Raw genomic sequence first — 14,782 nt, 5'->3', positions numbered from 1 at the left:
CACGCACGGTGCGCCGGCAACCCGGTGTTCATTCAGATACCCGTTGCTGCTTCACGCGCGCGGGCCGCATGGACATACGCATGCGTGGCCGCCTGCTGCATCGCTACGACGAACGGCGCACGTGCGCGCGCCGGGTCGGCGTCACACATGTCGCGCGCCAGCCGGTAGGCACCGACGATGCGTGCTGCAATTCGTTCGCCTGCTTCGTTGCGACGGAATCCGTGCTCATCCGGCACCTTCCTGTAACGACATCGTGCATACGCTTCGCGCGTCAGCGGCCCACATGCGCATCCTCCTCGACATCGTCGACGTCGGCCGGAAAACGATGCTGACCGAAGCTCAGGATCAGCACGCCCACCGCGAGCAGCACGATCCCGAACGTCGTCATCAGCATCCGCCCGGGGCTGTCGGTCGCGCCGCGCAGGATCAGGTCGCGCGCGAGCGACGTCATCGCAATGAACAACGGAAACCGAACGGGCAACCGGCCGAGCCGCAGGTAGCGCACGTTCATCGCGAGCACTTCCAGATACAGGAACATCAGCAGCAGGTCGGTCAGCGACACCTCGCCCGCGAGCACGACCTTCCACGCTTCCTGCGTCATCGCGAACACGGTCGCGAGACCGATCACGATCAGCCCGGCCAGTTCGGCCGCGTGAAGGAAATGGCCGAAGCGGCGACGGATGCGCTCGGACGGCGAACAGGAAACGGTGGACGTATTCAAGGTGACGGTCGGTGTGATGATGCATGGGCGGTGCCGGGCGGCGGGAAATCCGTGCAATGCACACCGCGATGCGTGGCATCGAGCGCATCCGGCACCGGCGCGCGAGCCGCGCCGGCCGCGCCGGTCGCCTGCTCGACCGCGTACAGCGTCCGCCGGCAGCACGCGTGAAACGCGACACCGGCGTCGGTGCTTGCCACGTCGTCATGCTCGCAACACAGCAGCAGCCGGCAGCCGAGATACCGTTCGAGACAGTCGATCCGCTCGCTCACCTGCGCGTCGCCGAGCTTAAATTCGGACGCGGCGCCGGACAGGCCACCATGCTCGACCACCGCGACATAAACACGCATCGCTTCCAGCAGGTTCATGGTGACGCTCCTCGTCGGCGGCGCAGCGGGACCTAATCTACTGCACGCTGCACGCACGCTCAAGAGCACAGCGCCGCGCATGCCAGGAGTACAGCTGCGCGGCCGCCGCGCAAATTCCGGCCCCGTTTGATGCATTCGAATGACAGATTGACGATACGTGTTCCAAAGACCCGCCGAAGCTGCTAGATTGCATGCTCGACGACGTTACGCGGTGCGGGCAGATCACGCGCCGGGCGGCCGGCCGCCGCCGCTGCGGCCCGTTGCGCGATGCCCGCGCAACGTCCTTCATCCGCATGTCACAAAGAGAACAGTCGCATGACACAGTCCAACCGTTCGCCTTCGCGCGCCGCGGCAGCCGCGGCCCGTCCGCCCCGACATGACTGACCGGCAGGCCGCGATGCAGACACCTCCCCCGCTCTCCCAGGCCGTTCACAGCCCGATCACGCGCAGCGCGATCTTCCTCGTGGCGACGATCAATCCCGGTGCCGATCACGCCGACACGGTCCGTTCATGGTGCGGCGACATCGCCGCACTCGTGCGCTCGGTCGGCAAGCGCGTGCCCGGCGGCAACCTGACCTGCGTGTGCGGCTTCGGCGCCGACGCGTGGGATACGCTGTTCGGCGAGCCGCGCCCCGCGTCGCTGCATCCGTTCCGCGAATTCGGCGCCGGGCAGCGCGTCGCGGTCGCGACGCCCGGCGACATCCTGCTGCACATCCGCGCCGAAGCGATGGACCTGTGCTTCGAACTCGCGACGCAACTGCTCGGCGCGCTCGGCAGCGCCGTCACGGTCGTCGACGAGGTGCACGGGTTCCGCAATTTCGACCAGCGCGCGATGATCGGCTTCGTCGACGGCACCGAAAACCCCGAAGGCCGCGAGGCGGTCGACTTCACGGTGATCGGCGATGAAGACGCGGAATTCGCGGGCGGCAGCTACGTGATCGTGCAGAAGTACCTGCACGACATGGCCGGCTGGAACGCGCTCGCGGTCGAGACGCAGGAGCGCATCATCGGCCGCACCAAGCTGTCCGACATCGAGCTCGCGCCGGACGTGAAGCCGTCGTCGTCGCACAGCTCGCTGACCACGCTCGACGAGAACGGCCAGGAAGTGAAGATCCTGCGCGACAACATGCCGTTCGGGCGCCCGGGCGCCGGCGAATTCGGCACCTATTTCATCGGCTATGCGCGCTCGCCGGCGCCGATCGAGCAGATGCTCGAGAACATGTTCGTCGGCCGCCCGCCCGGCAATTACGACCGCCTGCTCGACTACAGCCGCGCGGTCACCGGCTCGCTGTTCTTCGTGCCGTCGGCCGACCTGCTCGAAGCGCTCGCCGATCGCGCGGCGCCGGCCGCCGACGCCGCGCAACTTGAATCCACATCGTCCGCGCCGCACCGCGACGGCTCGCTGAAAATCGGCTCGCTGAAAGGAACCCAAGCCTATGAATAACCTGCACCGCGAACTTGCCCCGATCTCGTCGTCCGCCTGGGAACAAATCGAGGAGGAAGTGGCGCGCACCTTCAAACGATCGGTGGCCGGCCGCCGCGTCGTCGACGTCGACGGCCCCGCAGGCCCCGAGCTGTCGGCCGTCGGCACCGGGCACCTGGTGGAAGTCGCCGCGCCGCGCGAGCTCGTGAGCGCACGGCTGCGCGAAGTCCGCACGATCGTCGAGCTGACGGTGCCGTTCGAGTTGAGCCGCGATGCGATCGACAGCGTCGAGCGCGGCGCGCGCGATGCCGACTGGCAACCGGCGAAGGAGGCCGCGCAGCGGCTCGCGTTCGCCGAGGACAACGCGATTTTCGACGGCTACCCGGCCGCCGGCATCGTCGGCATCCGCGAAGGCACGTCGAACCGCAAGCTCACGCTGCCGGCGGACGTCAGCGCGTACCCGGACGCGATCAGCGACGCGCTCGAAGCGCTGCGGCTCGCCGGCGTCGACGGCCCGTACTCGGTGGTGCTCGGCTCGGACGCATATACCGCGCTCAGTGAGGCGCGCGACCAGGGTTATCCGGTCCTCGGTCACATCAAGCGGATCGTCAGCGGCGAAATCATCTGGGCGCCGGCGCTCAGCGGCGGCTGCGTGCTGTCGATGCGCGGCGGCGATTACGAGTTGCACCTCGGGGAAGACGTATCGATCGGCTACACGAGCCACACCGACAAGACCGTCCGCCTGTACCTGCGCGAAACGTTCACGTTCCTGATGCTGACGAGCGAAGCATCGGTGGCCGTGGCCCCGCAGGGCAATCCGGCGACCTGACCGCGACTGCCTGCGCGCGATGCCCGCCCGGGCGTCGCGCGACCGGCCGCGCCGCCGGCCGCATGTTCATCGCCGATCGAACCCATCTCGCATGGAGAATGTCATGAGCGATACGAATGATGCACTGCAGGCGCTGCAAGCGTCGGTCGACAGCCTGAAGAAGACGGTCGACGCGAACGCGGGCAGCGAGGCCGCCGACACCGCCGTGTTGTTTACCGTCGTGTCGCTGATGCTGGCCGAGTTGCCGCCCGACACGCGCAACCTGATCGAGGATTCGTTCTCCGTCTGGGCCAATGGTCTGCCGAATGCGGCACTGTCGACGGACGTGAAGCAGATCGCCCGCCAGCGGCTCGCGATGAAACTGTCCGACTGATCGCGGTTCGCCACGGTTGGCGCCATGTCCGGCCTGTACCGTGCAACCTCTCCTCTCGTTCGACCGTCGCGCACGCATCGGCCGCGGTGCGCGCGCGCCGGCCATAAGCAGTTCGCTCGCGCTCGCACTGCGGCACTTTTGCCGCGCTTGCCTACCCGCATCGCCGTCCGTTTGCCGGCAACCGGCGCCCTGCGCGCCGATGTCGCACCGCGATCCGTTCGCGTTTCCCTCTCCCCCGCCTCCAGTCACCGCACGCTGCGCACGTCGCACACGCCCGCGCCGCCGCGTGCGCGCCCGTCTGTACTCCTTGCCCTCAGTGCGCGCGCGCATGTGAGGGTGCAATTCGCAGTCGGTCCGGCGTGGAACTGTGTCTTGGATGGCTCCCGCCGATTCGCTATTTTGAACGCAGTCGAAGCGATGCCGTGGGCTCCTCGCAGCACGCGCGCTCCCCGCCGCGACCGTGCGCCGTGCCGGCGCGCGCTGCGCGACAGCGTGGGCGCGGCCCGCGCGTCGCGTGTCCGCGGTCGGGATGCACCAGTGCTGCGCCGCATCGTGACTTCACCGCTCGACCCACCTTCACAGACAGGAGCCAGACCACCATGCCCGCACTTTGCGATATCTGCCACGCCCGGCCGGCCGTTGCGCGCGCAACCGTGATGCAGGACGGCGAGCGCAAGACGATCTCGATCTGCGACTACCATTTCCGTCAGCTGATGCGGCATCAGAGCATGCTGAACCCGTTCGATTCGCTGCTGGGCGGCGGCTCGTCGTCGCTGTTCGGCGAGCTCGGCGACGAATCGCCGCTCGCCGCCGAGGTGCCGCGCGAATCGGTCGACCCGACCGACGCGTTCAGCGAACAGACACTCGAACTGCTGCAGCGCGCGGCCGAGAAGGCACACGAACTGCGCCGCAGCGAGCTCGACACCGAACACCTGCTCTACGCGCTCGCGGACACCGACGTGTGCGCCGCGCTGCTGAAGGAACTGAAGCTGTCGCCGCAGGACATCAAGTCGTATATCGACGAGCATGCGCACACCGGCACGGCCGCCCCCGATGCGCCGCTCGACAAGCTGTCGATCTCGCCGCGCGTGAAGAAGGCCGTGCAATACGCGTTCCAGGCGTCGCGCGATCTCGGTCACTCGTATATCGGCCCGGAGCACCTGCTGATCGGGCTCGCATCGGTGTCGGACAGCATCGCCGGCACGCTGCTGAAGAAATACGGCGTGACGCCCGAGGCGCTGCGCCAGAAGGTTGTGAAGGTGGTCGGCAAGGGCGCCGAGGACGGCCGCGTCGACGCGCCGACCGGCACGCCGAACCTCGACAAGTTCGGCCGCGACCTCACCGCGATCGCGCGCCAGGGCAAGCTCGACCCCGTGCTCGGCCGTGCACAGGAAATCGAAAGCACGATCGAAGTGCTCGCGCGCCGCAAGAAGAACAACCCGGTGCTGATCGGCGAGCCGGGCGTCGGCAAAACGGCGATCGTCGAGGGGCTCGCGCAGCGGATCGTCAACGGCGACGTGCCCGAGGTGCTGCGCAACAAGCGGCTCGTCGAGGTCAACATCAATTCGATGGTGGCAGGCGCCAAGTATCGCGGCGAATTCGAGGAGCGCGCGAAGCAGCTGATCGACGAAGTGACTGCGAAGCAGGACGAACTGATCCTGTTCATCGACGAACTGCATACGATCGTCGGCGCGGGCCAGGGCGGCGGCGAAGGCGGCCTCGACATCGCGAACGTGCTGAAGCCCGCGCTCGCGCGCGGCGAGCTGAGCCTGATCGGCGCGACGACGCTCAACGAATACCAGAAGTACATCGAGAAGGACGCGGCGCTCGAACGGCGCTTCCAGCCGGTGTTCGTGCCGGAGCCGAGCGTCGAGCAGACGATCGTGATCCTGCGCGGGCTGCGCGACAGCCTCGAGGCGCACCACCAGGTGACGTTCGCGGACGACGCGTTCGTCGCGGCCGCCGAGTTCGCCGACCGCTACATCACGTCGCGCTTCCTGCCCGACAAGGCGATCGACCTGATCGATCAGGCCGCCGCGCGCGTGCGGATCGGCGCGACGTCGCGCCCCGTCGACATCCAGGAAGGCGAAGCGCAGATCGCCCAGCTGAAGCGCGAGCAGGACTACGCGACGTCGCGCAAGCGCTTCGACGAAGCGAAGCAGTTCGAGGAGCAGATCAACGAGAAGCAGAAGACGCTCGATGAAAAGATGGAAGCGTGGCAGCGCAAGACGGGCTCCGAAACGCTCGAGGTGACGGTCGAGTCCGTCGCCGAAGTCGTGTCGCGGCTGACCGGCATTCCCGTATCCGAACTCACGCAGGAAGAGCGCCAGAAGCTGCTGAAGATGGAAGAGCAGCTGCGCGAGCGCGTGGTCGGCCAGAGCGACGCGGTGGTGGCCGTCAGCGATGCCGTGCGGCTGTCGCGCGCGGGACTCGGCCAGACGCACCGGCCGATCGCGACGTTCCTGTTCCTCGGGCCGACGGGCGTCGGCAAGACCGAGCTCGCGAAGGCACTGGCCGAGACCGTGTTCGGCGACGAGCAGGCGATCATCCGCATCGACATGTCCGAGTACATGGAACGGCATGCGGTCGCGCGGCTGATCGGCGCGCCGCCCGGCTACGTCGGCTACGACGAAGGCGGCCAGCTCACCGAGCGCGTGCGGCGCCGGCCGTACAGCGTGATCCTGCTCGACGAGATCGAGAAGGCGCACCCGGACGTCTACAACGTGCTGCTGCAGGTGTTCGACGACGGCCGCCTGACCGACGGCAAGGGCCGCGTGGTCGACTTCAGCAACACGATCATCATCGCGACGAGCAACCTCGGCGCCGCGATCATCATGGACAACCTGACGCAGCCGGAAGCCGCGCGCAAGACCGACAAGGCGATCCGCGACGAACTGATGCAGGTGCTGAAGGGCCATTTCCGCCCCGAGTTCCTGAACCGGATCGACGAGGTGATCGTCTTCCACGCGCTGTCGAAGGAGAACATCCGCGCGATCGTGCAGATCCAGCTCGACCGCGTGGTGCGCACGGCCGCCGCGCAGGACATCACGCTCGTGATGGGCGATGCGCTCGTCGAGCATCTGACCGAGGCCGGCTACCAGCCGGAGTTCGGCGCGCGCGAGCTGAAGCGCCAGATCCGCCAGACCATCGAGACCAAGCTCGCGAAGGAGATCCTCGCCGACCGGCTGAAGTCCGGCGATCGCGTCGAGGTCGACTACGACAAGGACAGCGGCGAAGTGAAGTTCGACAAGCTCGCCGCGCCTGAAGCGAAGGACACGAAGGACGCGAAGAAGGACACCGACGGCAACGCGAAACCAAACGGCAAGGCGGCCGCCAAGGCATCCGGTGAAGCGAAGGACGGCGGTGCGCCCGCCGACGTGCCGCCGCCCACCGCAAAGCAGTCCGGCAAGAAGTCGTCCGGCGCGAAGAAGGACGCGCACTGAAACCCCGCCTGCCCTGCAGCCCGGGGCAAGCATGACCGGCTCCGTCCGACGGACGGAGCCGCACCACGCCGCGACACGGCGCAACCCGAGCCGCCCGCACCGGGCCGGCCCATGGAGATTCTCATGACAAATCGACGCGAAGTGCCAGGCATCAGGAAGTACGATGGGCCCGCCGGCGGTTGGGGCGCGCTTCGCGCGACAGCCGAGGCCGTGCGCACGCAGATGGAAACCATCGAGGCGCCGATCGTGCTGATGCGGACCAACCAGCCCGATGGCTTCGACTGCCCCGGCTGCGCATGGCCCGACAAGGAACACAAGTCGACGTTCCAGTTCTGCGAAAACGGCGCGAAGGCCGTCACGTGGGAAGCGACGACCAAGCGCGTGACGCCCGAGTTCTTCGCGGCGAACACCGTGTCGTCGCTGCTGCGCATGTCGGACTACGAACTGGAGAACATGGGCCGGCTCACGCATCCGCTCGTCTACGATCGCGCGACCGACACGTTCCGTGCGATCGAATGGGACGACGCATTCGCGCGCATCGGCGAAGTGCTGCGCGCGCTGCCGCCGGAGCAGGTCGAGTTCTACACGTCGGGCCGCGCGTCGAACGAAGCCGCGTACCTGTATCAGCTGTTCGCGCGCGAGCTCGGCACCAACAACTTCCCCGACTGCTCGAACATGTGCCACGAGCCGACCAGCGTCGGCCTGCCGCAGTCGATCGGCATCGGCAAGGGCACCGTGTCGCTGGAGGATTTCGACCACTGCGAGCTGATCATCTCGATCGGCCACAACCCCGGCACAAACCACCCGCGGATGATGGGCACGCTGCACGAGTGCTCGCGGCGCAACGTGCCGATCATCGTGTTCAATCCGCTGCGCGAGCGCGCGCTCGAACGCTTCGCGGATCCGCAGGACATGATCGAGATGGCGTCGTTCGGCTCGACGCGCATTGCATCGACGTACTACCAGCTCGACGCGGGCGGCGACGCGGCCGCGCTGAAGGGCATCATGAAGGCGCTGCTGCAGCTCGAAACCGAGCGCGGCGACGTGCTCGACCGCGACTTCATCGCGCAGCACACCAACGGCTTCGACGCGTTCTCGGCCGACCTGCAGGTCACGTCGTGGGACGACATCGAGCGCGCGAGCGGCCTCAGCCAGGCGCAGCTCGAACAGGTCGCGCTCGCGTACGCGAAGTCGAATGCGACGATCGTCACGTACGGGATGGGCGTCACGCAGCACAACAAGGGCACCGCGACCGTGCGCCTGATCGCCGACCTGCTGCTGATGCGCGGCAACATCGGCAAGCCCGGCGCCGGCATCTGCCCGCTGCGCGGCCATTCGAACGTGCAGGGCAACCGCACGGTCGGCATCACCGAGAAGCCGTCGGCCGAGTTCCTGAAGAAGATCGAGGACGTGTTCGGCTTCATGCCGCCCGCGCATCACGGGCATGACGCCGTGCAGGCGATGCAGGCGATGGTCGACGGCAGCGCGAAGGCACTGCTGTGCCTCGGCGGCAACTTCGCGGTCGCGCTGCCCGATCCCGAGCTGTCGTTCCCGGCAATGGCGAAGCTCGACCTGAGCGTACACCTCGGCACGAAGCTGAACCGCACGCACCTGCTGGTCGGGAAGGAAACCTTCATCCTGCCCGTGCTCGGCCGCACCGAGCTCGACATGCAGGCGAGCGGCCGGCAATCGATCACCGTCGAGGATTCGATGTCGATGGTCCACGCGTCGGCCGGCAAGCTCAAGCCGGCGTCGGACCAGTTGCGCTCGGAGCCCGCGATCGTCGCGGGAATCGCGCATGCGACGCTGCCGAACAGCAAGGTCGCGTGGCTCGACCTGATCGCCGACTACGACCGCATCCGCGACCTGATCGACCGCACGGTGTCCGGCTTCGAGGCATTCAACGAACGCATCCGCACGCCGGGCGGCTTCCGCCTGCCGCTGCCGCCCACCGAGCGCGTATGGCCCACGGCGACCGGCAAGGCGATGTTCTCGGTCTACAAGGGCGTCGCGGAAGACGCGGAAGTGCTCGGCGGCGAGCAGGTGCTGCGGCTGATCACGCTGCGCAGCCACGATCAGTACAATACGACGATCTACGGGCTCGACGACCGCTATCGCGGCGTGTTCGGGCGGCGCGACGTGCTGTTCATGAACCCGGCGGATCTCGCGAAGTACGGTCTCGAACACGGCGACCTCGTCGACATCGAGACGATCACCGCGTCGGGCCGCACGCTGCGTCTCGATAAGATCACCGCGATCGAGTACGACATCGCGCCGGGATCGGTCGGCGCGTATTACCCGGAAGCGAACGTGCTCGTGCCGCTCGACTACATCGACAAGGAAAGCGGCACGCCGTCGTACAAGTCGGTGCCGGTGCGCGTCGCGCGCTCGGCGGTCGTATGATGCGCGGGCAGGCTTGCGGCATTTCACCGGCCCGAGCCTGCCTTCGTCATATCGAAACGCTTCTACGGGCCACCGCATTGCAGTCGATGCGGTGGCCCCTCTCTTCCTTCTCTGCTTCGAAAAGCGCCCCGCTTACTGCGCCGCAGTCGGCGGCAGATGTGCACCGCCCTGCCGGCGCCGGTACGCGCTGTCGCGCGTCGCGAGCCAGTAGTATAGCGGCGACGTCAGCACCAGCCCCACGAGCCACGACAGGTCCGCGCCGCCGAGATGCGCGGGAATCGGGCCCGCATACATCGGCGTGTTCATGAACGGAATCTGCACGAGGATGCCGATCGCATACGCGAGCAGCGCCTGCGGATTGAAGCGGCCATAGATGCCGCCGTCCGCCATGAAGATCGACTGGATGTCGTACTTGCCCTTGTGGATCACGTAGAAGTCGATCAGGTTGATCGCCGTCCACGGTACAAGCACGACAAGCAGCGCGAGCACGAGATCGACGAGGTTGCCGACGAAGTTCGTCGATGCGCCGATCGCCGCATAGCAGCACGCGACGAAGATCACGACCGACACCGCCGCGCGGGTTTTCGCAGTCGGAATCCACTTGTACGCGAACGTCTGCACCGACGTGATCACCGCGAGCACCGCGCCGTACAGGTTCAGCGCGTTGTGGCTGATCACGCTCAGCAGGAACAGCACGAGCATCAGCGGGCCGAGCGGGCCGGTCGCCTGCTTGACCGCATCCATCGTGTCCGCGCCGGCCGGCACCGCGAGCACCGCGACCGCGCCGAAGATGAACGCGAGCGTCGAGCCGATCGTGCAGCCGAGATAGGTCGCCCAGAACGTCGACGCGACGCCGACATCCTCCGGCAGATAGCGCGAATAGTCCGATACGTACGGCGCGAACGCGATCTGCCACAACGCCGACAGCGACACCGTCGCGAGCCAGCCCGCGAAGTCGAAGCCGCCGCGCGTCAGGAAATCGTCGGTCGTCACGTGCGTGAGGATCATCCAGAAGCCGACCAGGATCCCGATGCCGAGCACCCACGTGCCGATGCGGTTCAGGATATGGATGAAGCGGTAGCCGACGATGCCGATCAGCCCCGAGCCCACCGCGCCGATCACGATGCCGACGGGCACCGGCACCGACGCCGCGATGCCGTGCACCGACTTGCCGGCGAGCACGATGTTCGACGCGAAGAAGCCGACGTACATCACGGCCGCGATCACGGTGACGAGCAGCGCGCCCCACGAACCGAACTGCGCACGGCTCTGGATCATCTGCGGGATGCCCATCTGCGGCCCCTGCGCGGAATGCAGCGCCATCAGCACGCCGCCGACCGCCTGGCCGACGACGATCGCGACGATGCCCCACATCAGGTTCAGGTGGAAGAGCTGCACACCGAGCGCGCCGGTCACGATCGGCAGCGGCGCGATGTTGCCGCCGAACCAGAGCGTGAACAGGTCGCGCACCCTGCCGTGGCGCTCCGCGGGCGGCACGTAGCCGATCGTGTGTTTCTCTATCATCGGGGACGCGTTGCGGTCCACATTCGTCATGGTGAAGTCTCCTGTCCTGCGCGGCGGTGCGCGCTTGCCGTTTCAGCCGGCCCACGACGGTGCGCGAGCCTGCAATCGGGTCCGGATACGCGAGCGACGACGCGCCGCGTGCACGCGCGGCGGATGACATGTCGCGCCGGCACTGTGCGGCCTCGTTGCGATCCGGATTGGAGACGATGGTGCGCCACCGATGCAGCGACGGAGAAATACTAAAAATATTTCCGGGACATACGAAAAAGCTCTGTAGCGGAAATTTCGGCCTCGGGCTTCTTCAGGTAAGGTGCTACGCAAAACCATGGACAGAATGCGCCCCGCGGCAGCATGCCGGGGCCGGGCATCAGAGGTGCTTGTGGCTCACTACACTTTGCGGCAACTGAAATACTTCGTGACGACGGTGGAATCCGGCAGCGTCGCCGAGGCGTCGCGCCAGCTTTTCATCGCGCAGCCGTCGATCTCAAGCGCGATCAAGGGGCTCGAGGAAAGCTTCGGCGTGAAGCTGTTCATCCGCCATCACGCGCAGGGCGTGTCGCTGACGCCGAGCGGCACGCGCTTCTACCGGAAAGCGCAGGAGCTGCTGCGCATCGCGCACGAATTCGAACAGAACGCGCTCGCCGACAACGACGTGATTACCGGGCAGATCGACATCGGCTGCTTCGAGACGGTCGCGCCGCTCTATCTGCCGCAACTGATCGCAGGGTTTCGCGAGCGCTACCCGGGCGTCAACATCCGGCTGCGCGACGGCGACCAGCAGGAACTCGTGCAGGGCCTGACGTCCGGCACGTTCGATCTCGCGCTGATGTACGACCACGATCTCGACGGCACGATCGAAACCGAGCCGCTGATGCCGCCGCAGCAGCCGTATGTGCTGCTGCCGGAGAACCACCGGTTCGCGGGCCAGCCGCACGTGTCGCTGCGCGACCTCTGCGTCGAGCCGATGATCCTGCTCGACGTGCAGCCGAGCCGCACGTATTTCGTCAGCCTGTTTCATGAGCTCGGGCTGACGCCGAACATCGTATTCGGCTCGCCGTCGATCGAGATGGTGCGCGGGATGGTCGGCCAGGGCTTCGGCTTCTCGCTGCTCGTCACGCGCCCGTATTCGGAATACACGTACGACGGCCGGCGCGTCGTGACGATCGGCCTCAGCGAAACGGTGAGCCCGTCCGGGCTCGTGAGCGCGCGGCTGAAACGCGGGCAGCTCACCAAGCAGGCGCAGTCGTTCGTCGATTTCTGCCGCGAGCGGCTCGCGCAGATCGTCGCCGAATCGGCGCGATAACGAAGCAGAAAACGCACGCGCCGCCGGACGGGCGCGTGCGTGTCGGCTATGGGTTCAGGCGGCCGAAGCAAGATGCGCGGCCAGACGGCCCAGCATCGCGTCGCATCCGTGCAGTTGTTCAAGCGTGACGAACTCGTCGGGCTTGTGCCCCTGGTCCATGCTGCCGGGCCCGCACACCACGGTCGGAATGCCGGCCTGCCCGAACAGTCCGCCCTCGGTGCCGAACGCAACCGTGCCGAACGCATCAGACCCGCTCAGCATCGCGAGCAGGCGCGCGGCTTCGCTGTCAGGCGCGGTTGCGAGCCCCGGGTACGCACCCAGCGGCTGCAGCTGGATGTCGGTATCGGGCTGCACCGCGCGCATCTTCGGCAACAGTTCGGATTCCGCATAGTCCTGCAGCTTTCTCGGCACGTCGTGCGCATCGAAATTCGGTAGCGCACGCACCTCGAAATCGAACTCGCATTCGGCCGGCACGATGTTCAGCGCGCGGCCGCCCTTGATCAGCCCCGTCTGCACGGTCGAGAACGGCGGATCGAAGCGGCTGTCGTGCCGTTCGGGCCGCGCGAGCGCCGCGCCGATCTCGCCGAGCCGGCCGATCAGCTTCGCCGCATAGTCGATCGCGTTGACGCCCGACGGCGCATACGCCGAGTGGCACGCGGCGCCCTTCACGCGGCAGCGCATCGCGAGCTTGCCCTTGTGACCGAGCACCGGCTTCAGTTCGGTCGGCTCGCCGATCAGGCACAGGCGCGGCCGGTGCTCGCGCGCGGCCAGTGCTTCGAGCATCGGCCGCACGCCGACGCAGCCGACTTCCTCGTCGTACGAGAACGCGAGATGCACGGGCACGCTCAGCGGCTGCGAGACGAACGCCGGTACGGCCGCGAGCACCGAAGCGATGAAGCCCTTCATGTCGGCCGTGCCGCGACCGTACAAGCGGCCGTCGCGCTCGGTCAGCCGGAACGGCTCGACCGTCCACGCCTGCCCGTCTGCCGGCACCACATCAGTGTGGCCCGACAGCGCGATGCCGCCGCGCTCGCGCGGCCCGATCGTCGCGTACAGGCTCGCCTTCGTGCGTTCCGCGTTGTAGAACAGGTCGCTCGATACGCCGAAGCCCGCGAGATAGGCGCGGATGAACTCGATCATCTCGAGATTCGAATCGCGGCTGACCGTCGCGAACGCGATCAGCCGTTCGAGCAGCGCGCGGCTCGATGCGTCACTCATCGCCCGGCACTCCGTAGCTCGGCGCGGCGGTCGGGTTCAGCGCGCGGGTCTGGTAGTCCTGCATCTGCGGCCGATACGCGTGCCACAGCGCGTCGAGCTGCCCGATCGGGTCGGCATCGGCCCAGTCGACGCGCAGGTCGACCACCGGCCAGGTCAGGTCGCCGACCACCTTCAGCGCGGCCGAATGAACCGGCCCCGCCTCGCCGCCGGCTGCCATTGCCGCGTGCATCGCGGCCAGCAGGCGATCGGCGAGCAGGCCGGGGGCCTGTTCGAACGCGCCGGCCATCGCGTCTATCACGGCCGGCGCGGCCAGCAGGTTGCCGGCCGCCACGCATTGCTCGCCCTTCACCGCGTGATGCGTGCCGAGCGCTTCCTTGCCGGTGAAGCATGCCGTCTGCCCTTGCCCGTCGATCACCGTGACCTGCCGGTACTGGCTCCAGCCGTTCGCGCTGAGCGCGCGATCGAGCGCCGCGGCGGGTGCGAGCTGCTCGTGCTCGATCAGGTCGAGAATCTGCGGGCCGAGCGCCGGCAGCGTGATGTTCTGTGTCGCGACCGCGCCCACGCCCGCACGCACCCACGGGCAGCGCGCGCCCACTGCGATGCTCGACGAGCTGATCGCGATCCCGAGCTGGCCCGTCTCCGGGCAGCGTCCGACGATGGAGAAAGTCATGTCGCCTCCGGTCCGCGGTTCGGCTGCCAGTTGTCCGGGATCACCGCGATCACGTCGATTTCCATCAGCCACTGCGGCTGGCCGAGCGCGGACACGACGAGCCCCGTCGAGATCGGATACACGCCCTTCAGCCACTTGCCGACTTCCTGGTACACCGGCTCGCGGTAACGCGGGTCGATCAGGTAGGTCGTCGTCTTCACGATGTGCGTGATGTCGCTGCCGGCTTCTTCCAGCAACTGCTTGACGTTCTTCATCGCCTGGCCGGCCTGCGCGCGCGCGTCGCCGAGGCCGATCAGGTTGCCGTCGAAATCGGTGCCGACCTGGCCGCGCACGTAGACGGTGTTGCCGGCCCGCACGGCCTGGCACAGGTCGTTGTCGAGCGTCTGGTTCGGGTAGGTATCCTTCGTGTTGAACATGCGGATACGCGTATGGGTAGGTTGGCTCATCGAGGTCCTTCGATCGTCGGTGGAAACACCCGCCGCGCCGGAAGCAGACGCGGCGCGGCGGGTT

The 14,782-nt window shown here is 67.3% G+C and carries 12 protein-coding genes; 6 read left to right on the top strand and 6 right to left on the bottom strand.

Translation table 11 applies throughout. The features are described 5' to 3' along the window. Positions 1-271 precede the first annotated feature (271 nt). Positions 272-721 (bottom strand): phosphate-starvation-inducible PsiE family protein, encoded by a 450-nt coding sequence (locus tag DM992_RS37665; protein ID WP_111021326.1) that lies wholly within the window; start codon positions 719-721, stop codon positions 272-274. Next, complete coding sequence (locus DM992_RS37660; protein WP_111021325.1) at positions 718-1,086, bottom strand: LysR family transcriptional regulator; 369 nt, start codon at positions 1,084-1,086, stop codon at positions 718-720. Before DM992_RS37660 ends, DM992_RS37665 begins: the two co-directional genes overlap by 4 nt. A gap of 376 nt (positions 1,087-1,462) precedes the next feature. On the opposite strand from DM992_RS37660, the gene DM992_RS37655 reads away from it, so the two are divergent. The 5 genes from DM992_RS37655 to DM992_RS37635 all read left to right on the top strand — a co-directional run bounded on the left by DM992_RS37655 (position 1,463) and on the right by DM992_RS37635 (position 9,557). Further along, positions 1,463-2,530 carry a Dyp-type peroxidase gene (locus DM992_RS37655; protein WP_111021324.1) on the top strand — a complete coding sequence of 356 codons (1,068 nt, stop codon included), beginning with the start codon at positions 1,463-1,465 and terminating at the stop codon, positions 2,528-2,530. Further along, a complete protein-coding gene (locus DM992_RS37650; RefSeq protein ID WP_111021323.1) occupies positions 2,523-3,338 on the top strand; it encodes a family 1 encapsulin nanocompartment shell protein in 816 nt (271 codons plus the stop codon). The genes DM992_RS37655 and DM992_RS37650 overlap by 8 nt, the downstream gene beginning before the upstream one ends. 103 nt (positions 3,339-3,441) lie before the next feature. Beyond that, on the top strand, positions 3,442-3,711 hold the full coding sequence (locus DM992_RS37645; RefSeq protein WP_034184672.1) for a hypothetical protein: 270 nt from the start codon (positions 3,442-3,444) through the stop codon (positions 3,709-3,711). A gap of 599 nt (positions 3,712-4,310) precedes the next feature. After that, positions 4,311-7,154: an AAA family ATPase gene (locus tag DM992_RS37640; protein WP_111021322.1), complete on the top strand. Its 2,844-nt coding sequence runs from the start codon at positions 4,311-4,313 to the stop codon at positions 7,152-7,154. Between the two features lie 123 nt (positions 7,155-7,277). Then, positions 7,278-9,557 (top strand): FdhF/YdeP family oxidoreductase, encoded by a 2,280-nt coding sequence (locus DM992_RS37635; RefSeq protein WP_111021321.1) that lies wholly within the window; start codon positions 7,278-7,280, stop codon positions 9,555-9,557. Between the two features lie 132 nt (positions 9,558-9,689). Here DM992_RS37635 and DM992_RS37630 read toward each other — a convergent pair whose 3' ends face one another. After that, on the bottom strand, positions 9,690-11,111 hold the full coding sequence (locus DM992_RS37630) for a cytosine permease (RefSeq protein ID WP_111021320.1): 1,422 nt from the start codon (positions 11,109-11,111) through the stop codon (positions 9,690-9,692). Positions 11,112-11,460: 349 nt separating this feature from the next. On the opposite strand from DM992_RS37630, the gene DM992_RS37625 reads away from it, so the two are divergent. Continuing rightward, a complete protein-coding gene (locus tag DM992_RS37625; protein WP_111021319.1) occupies positions 11,461-12,384 on the top strand; it encodes a LysR substrate-binding domain-containing protein in 924 nt (307 codons plus the stop codon). A gap of 54 nt (positions 12,385-12,438) precedes the next feature. Here the strand turns inward: DM992_RS37625 and argE are convergent, their stop codons facing one another. The 3 genes from argE to DM992_RS37610 are packed head-to-tail and all read right to left on the bottom strand — an operon-like array spanning position 12,439 to position 14,718. Next, entirely contained in the window at positions 12,439-13,602 is a 1,164-nt protein-coding gene (gene argE, locus DM992_RS37620; protein WP_111021318.1) for an acetylornithine deacetylase, read from the bottom strand. Beyond that, complete coding sequence (locus DM992_RS37615) at positions 13,595-14,272, bottom strand: DUF1028 domain-containing protein (RefSeq protein WP_111021317.1); 678 nt, start codon at positions 14,270-14,272, stop codon at positions 13,595-13,597. The genes argE and DM992_RS37615 overlap by 8 nt, the downstream gene beginning before the upstream one ends. Continuing rightward, the gene (locus tag DM992_RS37610; RefSeq protein ID WP_111021316.1) at positions 14,269-14,718 is read right to left on the bottom strand and encodes a RidA family protein; all 450 of its coding nucleotides are present in this window, start codon (positions 14,716-14,718) and stop codon (positions 14,269-14,271) included. Before DM992_RS37610 ends, DM992_RS37615 begins: the two co-directional genes overlap by 4 nt. Positions 14,719-14,782 lie beyond the last annotated feature (64 nt).

Source organism: Burkholderia sp. JP2-270 (genome assembly GCF_003233675.1).
Lineage (GTDB): Bacteria > Pseudomonadota > Gammaproteobacteria > Burkholderiales > Burkholderiaceae > Burkholderia > Burkholderia pyrrocinia_C.
Note: the sequence above shows the minus strand (reverse complement) of the source record. Positions and strands in the feature narration are given on the sequence as shown.